The sequence below is a fragment of the Aquibium sp. ELW1220 genome (genome assembly GCF_030398385.1).
GTDB lineage: Bacteria > Pseudomonadota > Alphaproteobacteria > Rhizobiales > Rhizobiaceae > Aquibium.
In genome coordinates this window covers 1-12,520 of record NZ_JAOAOQ010000075.1, presented here as the reverse complement: position 1 = coordinate 12,520, position 12,520 = coordinate 1, and the positions used below count along the sequence as shown (strand labels likewise).

Below are 12,520 nucleotides of genomic sequence, written 5' to 3'. Positions count from 1 at the left end.
GCCTCGTCGAGGCCGGAAAACCGAAGCGCCTCGCACTCACAGCCGTCATGCGAAAGATCGTCGTCATCGCAAACGCAAGGCTCGCACAACTCGAAGCGCAACTGACTTGATGAGGACCGTTTCGCCGAGGCCGGTCCTATCTGCGCCGCCCCCTCCGCCTCCCTGCTCATCCGCCGTTCTTTCAACCGAATAGGTCTCATTGGCACAACCGGGTCCGGCGCGGGTGGTCCATCATTCCGCCGTTTCCCGGACCATATTCCCCGCCATGTCCTCCATCCGGCCGCTGATTCCGCTCCTCCTCGCCGCCGGCATCCTGCTCGGCGGCAACGGGTTGCAGGGCACGCTGATCGCGCTGCGCGGCGCGCAGGAGGGGTTCGCGCCGTCGACCATCGGGCTGATGGGCACGGCCTATTTCTGCGGCTTCCTCGTCGGCTGCCTGGCGATCTCGCGCATGATGAAGGCGGTGGGGCACGTGCGGGCCTTCTCCGCACTCGCCGCCATCGCGTCGGCCGGCACGCTGCTCATGGTGCTGATGATTGACCCCGTGGTCTGGTCGGCGATCCGCTTCGTCTCGGGCTTCTGCTTCGCCGGCCTGTTCACCATCATCGAGGCCTGGCTGAATTCCGGCGCGTCCAACGACAGCCGCGCCCGCGTGCTCGCGCTCTACCGCATCATCGACATCGGCTCGGTCACCGGCGCGCAGTTCCTGATCCCGGCGATCGGCGCCGACGGCTTCGCGATCTTCGCCGTCATGTCGATCATGATCACGCTGTCGCTGGTGCCGGTCTCGCTCGGCGACCGGTCGAACCCGGCGCCGCCCGAGGACGTGAAGCTCGATCTCGCGCGTGTCTGGCGGATCTCGCCGCTCGGCGCCATCGGCTGCATCGCCATCGGCGTCACCAACAGCGCGTTCCGCACGCTGTCGCCGGTCTATGCGGAGGCGATCGGCATGTCGGTGGCCGACGTCGTCGTCTTCGTCAGCGTGGGCATCATCGGCGGCGCCATCATGCAGTATCCGCTCGGCACCCTGTCGGACCGCTGGGACCGGCGCCTGGTGCTCCTGATGACCACCTCGTGCGCGCTGGCGGCGGCACTGGCGCTGGCGCTGGCCGGCGGCACCCATCCCGCGACCAACTTCATCCTCGTCTTCGTCTTCGGCTCCTTCGCCATGCCGCTGTTCTCGCTGTCGGCGGCGCATGCCAACGACCGCGCAGGCAAGGGCGAGTTCGTGCAGGTGAACGCGGCGCTGATGCTGTTCTATTCCTTCGGTGCGATCGGCGGCCCGTTCACGGCCTCCAGCGTCATGCAGCTCTTCGGGCCGAACTTCCTGTTCGTCTTCACCGCCGTGGTCTACGCCGTCTTCATCGGCTTCATCCTCTACCGCATGGGCGCGCGCGAGGGTGTTCCGGCCGAACGCCGCGGCCGCTTCACCGCCCTGCTGCGCACCTCCACCATCTTCGCCCGGCTGGCGAAGCGCGGCGGAGACAGGGGCGCGGATCGCGGCGCAGACAAGGGGCCGGCCGCGCCTCCGGACTGAGCCGCGGTCAGCGGGGCAGGTCGGCCGCCCGCGCCTCGTCGAGACCGGAGAGCTCGTATTCGAGGCTGCCTTCGCTCCCTTCAGGCGACAGCAGCAGCGCATCGCGGTCCTGCGTGCCGGCAAAGACCAGCATGGCGACGGCCCGGCCGTTGATGGTGCCGAACACCACCGCGCCGTCGATCATGAGCTCGAGGTCGATCGCCGAAGCCGGCGGGACGGTGCCTTCGATGACGGCCTCCCGTCCGATCGGACGGATGGGGCCAGTGCTGTAGTCGAGCCTCACCTCCCCTGTCCGCGCATCGATCGTGAGTTCGGCAGCCGGCTCGCCGTCCTCGTCGACCCGCAGGCCCACACGCAGCAGGCCGCCATCTGCCGCCGCGAGGCGGGCACGAAGCATGACGGGCGTGCCACCGGTCTCCAGTTCGATCGGCGCGGCAGACCCGCCGGTGTCGATCGGGCGGTCGAACGCGGCGGCGAAGGCCGGCTCGAAGGCGTGGCACAGGGTGGCGGCATCGCCCGCGCAGAAGCCGATCCTGGTCGGCGGTGAAAGGGCATGGACCCAGCCAGCCTCGTGGCGCTCCTGCTCGTCGCGGATCTCGTCGGCCACGATGCCGATGGCCACGGCTTGCCCGTCCGGACCTTCCGCGATGGTGGGCGCCCGGTAGGTGGCGAGCACGTCGAGCTGTTTCGGTTCGGGATCGTCCGGAGTGAAGCGGGTGCCGTCGAAGGCGCCCACCCAGTAGAGGGTGCGGGCGGGCGCGTCCTCGAACACCGGCGTGCCCATCAGCACCCAGCGCCCCTCGATCTGCAGCAGCATGGGGAGTTCCCAGTACTGGCCCGGCATCCTCGCCGCTCCCGTATCGAACCGTCCGCTGCGCTCCCACGTCTCGCCGTCCGCCGACCGGTAGCTGTAGACGAAGGCTCCGCTGCCCTCGCGCCGTCCCGCCCCGATCAGCATCAGCAAGCCGTCCTCGGTGCGGACCACCCAGGGATCGCGCATGTCCTGGTATTCGCGCGGCGTATCGTGGTCGAGGACCCTCACGAGGCGAAGACTGCCGTCGTCACCGGCTTCGGCCAGGCCGATCCCCGCCCATTGGCCGTTGACGCCGGTGTAGACGACGGCCGGCGGCTCACGTCCGGGAATCCAGTTGCCGACCCATACCCCGCGCCGGTCGAAGCCCGTGCCCGGCATCAACGCCGGCCGCCGCCGCTCCCAGTCGACCAGATCCTTCGACACCAGGTGGCCCCAGACGATGTCGCGCCAGTAGGCACCGTTCGGATTGGCCTGGTAGTAGAGATGCCACAGGCCGTCGCGGAAGGTCAGTGCATGCGGTTCGTTGGCCCAGCCCGTGGCGCCGAGCGGCAGGAGGCGGGGGCGGTCGGGGTCGTCCTCGTACCACACCTTCGGGGCCGCGAAGTCGGGCTCGACGGGCGGCCTGCCCTCCGGCTCCACCGGGTCGGCCGAGCGCCGGAAGGTCACGTCCGCCATCACGCCGTTGATCGCGCCGAGCGGATGGGTGCCCTGCTGGAACCCCGCGTCGAGCGCGCGGCCGATCGCGAAGAGCCCGTCATAGGGAGCCGGCGGAGCGCCGGCCACCTCGGCGACCACCGCGCCGTCGACCCGCAGGCGCAGGGTGGTGCCGTCATGGTCGCCGGCAAGATGGACCCAGCGGCCGACCGGCAGGATTTCGTCGGAGGCGGCGCGCAGGTTTCCGAACCGGATGACGGGCTGGCGCCAGCGGTTGACGCCGAGCAGGAGCCCTTCCGCGCCGTGGTAGACGACCGCTGCCGTATCGCCCGGCGGCGACGCCATCGCCACCCAGGCGCCCACGGCGACGCCGCTGGCGGGATCGAGCCGGACGCCGTCCGGCGCCTCCAGCCAGTTTGAACTGCCGTCGAAGCGGAAGCCCCGGTCCAGCCCCGGCTGCGCCACGAGCGGGCGCATCGCGTAGGGCGTGGACAGCTCCAGATCGCCGATTGCGAAGGCATCGTCCCGCCGCTCCAGCACATCGGCACGGGCCGCGCAGGACCAGAGAACCGCCGCGCAAAGGGCAGCCGCGAGAAGATGCGGCGGGCGTTCAGTCACCCGCACCGCTGCCGATCCCGACGACGGTCGCGGTGTTGCCGTCGAACCCGATCCGGAACATCGGCGCCGGCGCGCCGAACATCTCGCGGTCCTCGTATTCCGGCCGCTGGCCAAAGCCCCACAAGACGTTGAGGTAGCTCATCACCTGCCCGTCGGGCAGCACCAGGTACGAGTACACCTGCTCGGGCGCCGTGCGCGGGTTGGCGGCAACAAGGCCATGCCCGTTGAGCGGCTTCATCAGGCCGCGGATGTCGCCGGACTCGGCGTGGAAGCCGTAGAGCCCACGCGGCGCCGCGAGGTCGCGCGCGAAGGTGAAGTCATGGGTGGAGAAGAACATGTAGAGCCCGCTCTCCCGCATCACCACATGCGGCCGCTCGAGCTGCGAGTTCACGTCGGCGGCGATCAGGATCGGCGGCTCCAGTTCCCAGTCGCCATCCTCATCACGGGTCATGATGCCGACCGCGCCATTGTAGGGACCCGGGTGGCCCGCGGCGTTGGCGGTAAAGAGAATATGCTCCTCGCCGCTCAACGGGTTGCGCCAGTATTCCGGATCCCGGAAGCCGTAAACGGCTTCGGACGCGAGGTAGGTGTCGTAGGTGTCGTACCAGAAGCCGTCCGCCTCGCCGATGATGCGGTGGTCGCCGACATCGTCGAAGGCCACACCGTCGTCGGTGACCGCAATCGTCGCCGTCGCCGAGGCCAGGCGCTGCACGGTGGAAGGCCTGCCGATCGCCTCGTTGAAGATCGAAACCGGGCGAGGCGGCGTGTCGGCCTCGAGGTCGGGCGCGTCGGGATCGCCGACCGCGGTATAGAAAAAGGTGACCCGGCCGCTGTCGGGATCGTGCACGGCCGAGCCCGCCCACTGGCGCGACCCGAGGCCGTCCTGGCGCGAGAAGATCGTGCCGCCCGGCCGCCAGTCGCCGTCGCGGGTGTACCAGTAGCGAAGCTCCGACAGCGTGTAGAAGGCGTTCCCCGTCTCGCGAACCTCGCTCCACGGCGCGCTCAGTGCGACCATCACCACCCAGCCGTCGAACTCGGCCACCGCGCCGTCCGGATTGCGGATCGGCCAGGCGTCCCAGACATAGATGCCCTCGTCGAAATCCTCACGCGGGTGGATCATCAGCGGCATCGTCACGTGGACGTCCTGATGGATCGCTTCGGCCATCTGCCTGGTCCAGAGCGACACGGCCGATCCGGCGAAGCGGAACGCGTCGGGCGTCGCCATGCCGCTCTGGTCAGCCTGTGCGAGCGGGGCGGCAGCCGGAGCGCTTGCGTCCTGCCCGCCGTCGCCTGCGGCCGGCGCCGTCGCGCCGGAAGGAGCCGATGCTTGTGCCAGCCGCAGATCCGCGAAGGGCCGGGGCTCCGCGATGGAGGTTGCATGAGCGGTCTGCGCGAGAAGAAGTCCCGCGGCGGCAAGCAATGCTGATCGGCTACGCGCCATTTCGGATATCCTTTGCTGGGTGAACAGGCGGATCTTCTACCTGCGTTGGAGCACCAACAGCATCGGCGGCGATGTGTTCCGAAAAAAATTGCCGTAGCGTCACTTTGCGGGCGCAGCGGCGTTCCGGCCGAACGCCGCGGCCGCTACAAAAGCCTGCCGCGCGCCTGCCCCGTCTTCGCCCGGCTGGTAAAACACGGGGATGACAGGGGGCGGAAGCAGGCAGCAGCGGCCGAGACATGCCCCGACAGTCCTGAAGACTCCGCGATGCGAATCCCGTAAAGGAATCGGATGCATCTGATCACGACCTCCGACGAGCTGGCCTCCGTCGTTTCCGAGCTATCGAAATCCGGGTTCGTCACCGTCGATACGGAGTTCATCCGCGAGACGACGTTCTGGCCGGAGCTCTGCCTGATCCAGATGGCGGCACCGGGCGTGACGGCGCTGGTCGATCCGCTGGCGCCGGGCATGGATCTCGGCCCGTTCTTCGAACTGATGGCCAACGAGACGGTGACCAAGGTCTTCCATGCCGCGCGGCAGGACATCGAGATCATCTTCAACCGCGGCCAGTTGATCCCCCACCCGGTGTTCGACACGCAGGTGGCGGCCATGGTCTGCGGCTTCGGCGACAGCGTCTCCTACGAGCAGCTGGTGCAGCGGCTCAGCGGCGGCCAGATCGACAAGTCGTCGCGCTTCACCGACTGGCGCCAGCGGCCGCTCACCGACAAGCAGCTGACCTATGCGCTCGCCGACGTCACCCACCTGATCGAGGTCTACGAGAAGCTGAAGGCGCAGATCGACACGGAAGGCCGGGCCGACTGGCTGACCGAGGAGATGGAGATCCTCACCGCGCGGCGCACCTACGATCCGCATCCGGAAGACGCCTGGAAGCGCCTGAAGATGCGCATGCGCAAGCCGCAGGAACTGGCGGTGCTGCAGGCGGTGGCGACCTGGCGCGAGTTCGAGGCGCGCGAGCGCAACGTGCCGCGCGGGCGGGTCATCAAGGACGACGCGATCTACGAGGTCGCCCAGCAGCAGCCGCGCGATGCCGCCGCACTCGCCCGCCTGCGCACCATCCCGAAAGGTTGGGAGCGCTCGGGCCAGGCGACGGGCCTCATCGCCGCCGTCAACGCCGCGCTCGCCATCCCCAAGGACCAGATGCCTCGCCTCCCCCAGCAGCTGCATTCGCCGGAAGGCTCCGCCGCGGCGGCCGAACTCCTCAAGGTGCTTCTGAAGCTGGTGTCGGACGAACAGAACGTCGCGGCCAAGATGCTGGCCTCCAGCGACGACATCGAGCGCATCGCTGCCGAGGGCGAGAAGGCCGCCGTGCCGGCCCTGCAGGGCTGGCGGCGCGAGGTGTTCGGCGAAAAGGCGCTGATGCTCGTCGAGGGCCGGCTCGCCCTCAAGTTCGACGAGCGCAAGGTCTCGGTGTTCGAGATCTGAGGCCGCAGCGCGGTCCGCACGGCCGCGCCGCGCCCTGCCCTACTGTTCGGCGCGCATGTCGAGCAGCTTTCCGGTGATGCGCCCGAGCTGCTGCAGGCGCCCTTCCGGCCGCTCGCCGAGCAGGGCCGCATGCGAGGCCGGGATCACCAGCGTCAGCCCGCCGCGGTCGTTCTCCTCCCAGCGCAGTTGCGGGATGACGCCCGGCATCGACGCCGAAAACAGGTAGACGACCCGCAGGATGGCGCCGAGGAGCCGCGCGCGCTCCAGATAGCGCGGCGTGGCCAGCGCCCGAATCTGCAGTGCGGCGGCATCGTCGAACAGGCCCTCGTGCCGGAACAGGTTGGCCAGCGCGATATAGGCCCGGCCCGGATGGTCGACGCCGATGAAGGCGCCGTGGGCGATGATGTTGAGCGACTGCGTGCCGCGATAATCGGGATGGGCGCGCCAGCCGATGTCGGCGAGCAGACACGCCGCGCGCCGGTAGCGCGCCTCGTCCTCGGTTTCGTCGACGCCGAAGGCGGCAAAGGCCGCGTCCGTCCACTCGGCCAGCTCGTGCGCGTGGCGGACCGAGCGGGCGCGCAGCAGCGCCAGTTCCTCGGACGAGGAAATCAGCGGGTCGGTCGATTTCTCGTCGTCCGGCAGCAGCGAATAGAGATATCCCTCCCGCACGCCGAGCGCCGAGATGACGATGCTCTTCGGCTTCATCACCGTGATGATGTGGTTGAGCACGGTCGCGCCGTAGGCCAGCAGGCCGCGCCGGTTCTTGGAGACGCGCTCGATGCCCTTCATCTTGTCGATGTCGCCACGCGCGACGCGCTTCAGGAAGGTCGCGGAAGCCGCCACGTCCATCTGGTAGTGGTGCATGACGTGCAGCGGGTAGCCGGTGGCATGCATGTGCAGCCGCGCGAGGTTTCGCCACGTGCCGCCGACGCAGTAGAAGTCGCGGCCCTCGCCCTGCTTCAGGAGGTCGGCGCGGGCAAGTTCGCTCCTCGCGATGCGCCCGGCAGCCAGGATCGAGCCCTTCGACATGTCCTGCAGCCGCAGCCCGCCCAGCGGCAGCGTGATGCCGTCGCCGATCGCCTCGCCGCGCACGTCGACCAGTTCCAGGCTGCCGCCGCCGAGGTCGCCGACGATGCCGTCGGCGGGATGGAAGCCGGAGATGACGCCGAGCGCCGAGTAATAGGCCTCCTCGCGCCCCGACAGCACCCGCACCTCGGTGCCCAGCACCTCCTCGGCGCGCTGGATGAAGTCGGCGCCGTTGTCGGCCTCGCGCGCCGCCGCGGTGGCGATGACGTGCAGCTCGGTCGATCCCGCCTGCTCCGACAGCGCGCGGAAGCGGCGGAACTCCTCCATCGACCGGCGCACCGCGTCGGCGTCGAGCCGCCCGGTCGAGACCAGGCCCTTGCCCAGGCCCGCCAGCATCTTCTCGTTGAACAGCACCGTCGGCGCGCGCGCGATTCCTTCGTAGACGACCAGGCGAACCGAGTTCGAGCCGATGTCGATGATGGAGATGGGTTGGCGGTTCTGCAGGCGCCCCTGGGAATTTGCGATCATGCGGCGGTGTTCGCCTTGCCCTTCTTGCGGCGCGCCTGCCGCACGATGCGTTTCGGCGCATTGGATTTCAGAGCCATTCCGCGGCCCGACAGGCTGGGATTCGTCATGAAATACTCCTGCGCATTGAATGGTTCCTCGCCCTCCTCCGGAACCATCCGGCGGGACGTGCCGTCGGGCAGTACTTCGAAACTTTGCTGGTTGTCCATGATGTTTCCGATCATGATCTGGCCCAGCACCTGCTCATGCACAGTGCGGTTCACCAGCGGCACCAGCGTCTCGACCCGGCGATCGAGGTTGCGCGGCATCATGTCGGCCGAGCCGATGTAGACCAGCGCCTCGTCCGACGGCAGGCCGTGGCCGTTGCCGAAGCAGAAGATGCGGCTGTGCTCCAGGAACCGGCCGATGATCGACTTGACGCGGATGTTGTCGGACAGGCCCGGCACCTGCGGCCGCAGGCAGCAGATGCCGCGGATGACGAGATCGATCTCCACCCCCGCCCGCCCCGCCTCGTAGAGCGCGTCGATGACCTGCGGGTCGACCAGCGAGTTCATCTTCATCCAGATCTGCCCTGGCCGCCCCGCCTTCGCATGCGCCATCTCGTCGGTGATGTGCTTGAGGATGCGCTGGCGCAGCGTGAAGGGCGAGACCGCGATGCGCATCTCCTCGGCGGGCTCCGCATAGCCGGTGATGAAGTTGAAGATGCGGGCGACGTCCTGCGCGATCGCCGGATCGACGGTGAAATAGGACAGGTCGGTATAGATGCGCGCGGTGATCGGATGGTAGTTGCCGGTGCCGACATGGACGTAGCTGCGCAGCTTCGCCTCCTCGCGGCGCACCACCAGCGACAGCTTGGCATGCGTCTTCAGCTCCAGGAAACCGAACACCACCTGCACGCCGGCGCGCTCCAGGTCGCGCGCCCAGCGGATGTTGGCCTCCTCGTCGAAGCGCGCCTTGAGCTCCACCAGCGCGGTGACCGACTTGCCGCTTTCGGCAGCGTCCACCAGGGCGCGCACGATCGGGCTGTCGTTGGAGGTGCGGTAGAGCGTCTGCTTGATGGCCACCACCTCGGGATCGGCGGCCGCCTGGCGCAGGAACTGCACCACCACGTCGAAGGATTCGTAGGGGTGATGGACGAGGATGTCCTTCTCGCGGATCGAGGCGAAGCAGTCGCCGCCATGCTCGCGGATGCGCTCGGGGAAACGCGGATTGTAGGGCTTGAACTTCAGGTCGTCGCGCTGGACGCTGACGATCTCCGAGATCTGGTTCAGCGCCAGCGGCTTGTTGAGCAGGCTGATCCGCGACGATGCCACGCCGAGTTCGGTGGCGACGAAGCTTCGCAGCGCCTCGGGAATGTCGCGGTCGAACTCGATGCGGATCACCGAGCCGCGGCGGCGGCGCTTCAGCGCCGTCTCGAAGAAGCGGACGAGATCCTCGGCCTCTTCCTCCACCTCGATGTCGCTGTCGCGGATGAGCCGGAACGTGCCCATGCCCATGACCTCATGGCCGGGAAAGAGCTTGTCGACGAACAGGCCGACGGCATCCTCCAGCGCGATGAAGCGCACGGCCCGCTCGCCGTCGGGCAGCCGGATGAAGCGCCTCAGCGCCACCGGCAGGCGCAGCAGCGCGGTCATGCGGTAGCCGTCGCGCAGGTTGCGCAGGTCGAGCGCGATCGAGAAGCCGAGATTGGGGATGAAGGGAAAGGGATGCGCCGGGTCGATCGAGAGCGGCGTCATGACGGGATAGATCTCCTCGTCGAAATGCTGCTCCAGCCAGCGCTTCTCGGCCGGCGTCAGCCCGTCCGGCCGGACCAGCTGGATGCCTTCCGGCTCGAGCAGGGTCAGCAGGGCCGAGAAACACTCCTGCTGGTCGGCCTGGAGCCGGGCCACCTTCAGCAGCAGCTGTTCCAGCTGCTGCTCGGGCGTGCGGCCGTCGGCGCTGAGCGTGGCGATGTTCTCGCGAACCTGGCCGGCGAGGCCCGCCACGCGGACCATGAAGAACTCGTCGAGATTGGCGGCCGAGATCGACAGGAAGCGGACGCGTTCCAGCAACGGGTGGTTCGGGTTCTGCGATTCCTCCAGCACGCGGCGGTTGAACTGCAGCCACGAGAACTCGCGGTTGACGAAGCGGTCCGGGCTGCCGTCGGCCAGGTCCTGCGCCGGCGGCAGGTCCTTCTGGAATTCGCTGCGCTCGGCGGCTGGACTGTCCATGTCGGTCACGTTCTCGCTCTTCATCTTCATGCGCCGGCGGCATCATCATGCATCGGCGGCGGCTCCCGCGGGGGTCGCGATTCGATAGCCGGACCGCATGACGCCCTGATATCACAGGCTTGCAAACAAACCGATTATGATACAGATGCGTGCCGGGCGTCACCACCCAGCACGATGCATTCCAGGAGATGACGATGGCCGGACACACGATCCCCCATTTCCAGAACGATGCCGGACATCCGGTCGTGACGATCGGGGTGAAGGAGTTCATGTGCGTCGGCGCCACCGAGCCGTTCGACCACCCGCACGTCTTCCTCGACATGGGCGACGACGTCGAGAAGGTCTGCCCCTACTGCTCGACGCTCTACCGCTACGATGCCGCGCTGAAGTCGTCCGAAACCCGCCCCGCCGGCTGCGTCTACCTGACGCGCGCTGCGTGACCCCGCGCGGGCTTCCCGCGTGAAGACCCTTTCGCCCGACCGACCGATCCTCGTCGTGGGTGCCGGCATCGCCGGCCTCACTGTGGCGCTGGCGCTGGCCGAACGCGGCTTTGCCGTGAGCGTCCTCGAGCGCGCCCGTACGCTCGAGGAGGTGGGCGCGGGCCTGCAGCTTTCCCCGAACGCGACCCGCATCCTCGACCGGCTGGGCGTCGTCGAGCGTCTGCGCGCGGCCTCCGTGCAGCCCGAGGCGATCGTGCTGCGGCGGGCCCGCTCGCTGCGCGAGATCGCCCGCGTGCCGCTCGGTGCCGCGGCGGTGGCGCGCTGGGGTGCTCCCTACCTCACGGTGCACCGCGCCGACCTGCAGAACGCGCTCGTGGCGCGCGTGCAGCGCGAGCCGTCGATCCGGCTCCTCACCGGCGCCACCGTGCGCGATGCCGCCTATCACGCGCGCGGCGTGACGCTGTCGGTCGATCATGCCGGCGCCGTCATCGAGGCCGCGGGCGACCTGGTGATCGCCGCCGACGGCGTATGGTCGACCATGCGCGGCACCGAAGGCAAGCAGCGCAGCGCCTTCAGCGGCCTGACCGCCTGGCGCACGACCCTGCAGCGCGGCTCCGCCGCCGAGCGGCAGGACCCGGTTCTGTCGGGCGCCGTCGTGACGGCGTTCCTGCACCCGCGCTTCCATCTCGTGTCCTATCCGATCCGGGCCGGGCAGGCCGTCAACCTGGTCGCCGTGACCCGCGGTGCCGCGCTTTCGCAGTCCTGGTCGGTTCCCGCGTCGAAGGACGAACTCGCCGCCGCGCTTTCCCGCGCGCCCGCGCTCGCGCGGCTGGTCGGGGACGCCGGACCCTGGACGCGCTGGCCGCTCCACACGGTCGATCCGGACGGTCCGTGGACGAGCGCGCGCGGCATCGCGCTGATCGGCGACGCCGCCCATGCGACGACGCCGTTTGCCGCGCAGGGCGCCGCGATGGCGATCGAGGATGCCGACGTGCTGGCCGAGGCGCTGCACCGCAACCGCGACGACTTTCCGGCCGGGCTCGCGCGCTACGAGCGCGAGCGCAAGCCCCGGGTCAAGCGCGTGGTCCGCCGCGGCGCCTTCAACCGCTTCGTCTGGCACGCTTCCGGCCCGATCGCGCTCGGCCGCGACATCGTCCTGCGCCTGCGCAGCCCCGAGCGCACGCTCGGCGACTTCGACTGGCTCTACGGCTGGCGGAGCGCCTGACCAGCCGACTGACGCCCGCCTCTCCCCGCACCCCCGCTCACCGCTCCCCCGCTCGCCGCTCCCCCGTCCGTCGCCGCGCGCCACAGACGCCACTCCCCCCTACGTCTCCACACCCCCCCCTCCGTCGTCGCTTCGCGACGCCACCTCCCCCCACTTCGTGGGGTTGGAGGATAAGCCGCCGGCAACGCTGCCGCCCATCCTCCAACCCCACGCAGTGGGGGGGACTCCCCACCGTTTAGCAAGAGGTTTTCTGGGTCGCCAGGGACGGGTCGAAGGTGGTTCCGGTTTTCAGCATGGCACAAGCGACGTTGAGGAGGCGGTCGGCGACGGAGCGCAGGGCGCGGCCGTGGCTGTGACCTCGGCTCCGAAGGGCGGCGTACTTCGAACGGCTGCTGAGGTCGTGCTGGATGGCGGCGCGCGCCCAATGGTACACGGCGTTGGCGAGCCGGTCGTGGCAGGCCTGTCGTCTGACGACGATGCAACTCTTGCCCGACCGCTTGGTGACCGGCGCCACTCCTGTCAGACTGCGCAAGGCGGCGTAGTCGCGTCGCTGCAGGGCATCGAAGGCTTCTGCAAGCAGCGTGGCGAGG

9 protein-coding genes are annotated in these 12,520 nt (G+C 69.0%); 4 read left to right on the top strand and 5 right to left on the bottom strand.

What is annotated here, in order from left to right; genetic code table 11:
* The first annotated feature begins 265 nt into the window (after positions 1-265).
* Positions 266-1,537 carry an MFS transporter gene (locus N1F91_RS30115; protein WP_289997575.1) on the top strand — a complete coding sequence of 424 codons (1,272 nt, stop codon included), beginning with the start codon at positions 266-268 and terminating at the stop codon, positions 1,535-1,537.
* Positions 1,538-1,544: 7 nt separating this feature from the next.
* Here N1F91_RS30115 and N1F91_RS30110 read toward each other — a convergent pair whose 3' ends face one another.
* Positions 1,545-3,623 (bottom strand): LamG-like jellyroll fold domain-containing protein, encoded by a 2,079-nt coding sequence (locus N1F91_RS30110; protein ID WP_289997573.1) that lies wholly within the window; start codon positions 3,621-3,623, stop codon positions 1,545-1,547.
* Positions 3,616-4,848 (bottom strand): glycoside hydrolase family 68 protein, encoded by a 1,233-nt coding sequence (locus tag N1F91_RS30105; protein ID WP_289997571.1) that lies wholly within the window; start codon positions 4,846-4,848, stop codon positions 3,616-3,618. Before N1F91_RS30105 ends, N1F91_RS30110 begins: the two co-directional genes overlap by 8 nt.
* 504 nt (positions 4,849-5,352) lie before the next feature.
* Between N1F91_RS30105 and rnd the strand changes: the two genes are divergently transcribed.
* Positions 5,353-6,504 (top strand): ribonuclease D, encoded by a 1,152-nt coding sequence (rnd, locus tag N1F91_RS30100; protein ID WP_289997569.1) that lies wholly within the window; start codon positions 5,353-5,355, stop codon positions 6,502-6,504.
* 39 nt (positions 6,505-6,543) lie between these two features.
* On the opposite strand, the gene ppx is transcribed toward rnd, so the two are convergent.
* On the bottom strand, positions 6,544-8,058 hold the full coding sequence (gene ppx, locus N1F91_RS30095; protein ID WP_289997567.1) for an exopolyphosphatase: 1,515 nt from the start codon (positions 8,056-8,058) through the stop codon (positions 6,544-6,546).
* Positions 8,055-10,265, bottom strand: a complete 2,211-nt coding sequence (locus N1F91_RS30090) for an RNA degradosome polyphosphate kinase (RefSeq protein WP_289997577.1) — start codon at positions 10,263-10,265, stop codon at positions 8,055-8,057. Before N1F91_RS30090 ends, ppx begins: the two co-directional genes overlap by 4 nt.
* 194 nt (positions 10,266-10,459) lie before the next feature.
* Here N1F91_RS30090 and N1F91_RS30085 point away from each other — a divergent pair, with 194 nt between their 5' ends.
* Both N1F91_RS30085 and N1F91_RS30080 read left to right on the top strand, forming a co-directional pair.
* Complete coding sequence (locus tag N1F91_RS30085; protein WP_289997566.1) at positions 10,460-10,705, top strand: zinc-finger domain-containing protein; 246 nt, start codon at positions 10,460-10,462, stop codon at positions 10,703-10,705.
* A 19-nt stretch (positions 10,706-10,724) separates the two neighbouring features.
* Positions 10,725-11,930 (top strand): FAD-dependent oxidoreductase, encoded by a 1,206-nt coding sequence (locus N1F91_RS30080; RefSeq protein ID WP_289997564.1) that lies wholly within the window; start codon positions 10,725-10,727, stop codon positions 11,928-11,930.
* A gap of 235 nt (positions 11,931-12,165) precedes the next feature.
* Here N1F91_RS30080 and N1F91_RS30075 read toward each other — a convergent pair.
* The coding region (locus N1F91_RS30075) for a transposase (RefSeq protein ID WP_289997563.1) at positions 12,166-12,520 on the bottom strand (355 nt) is incomplete at its 5' end.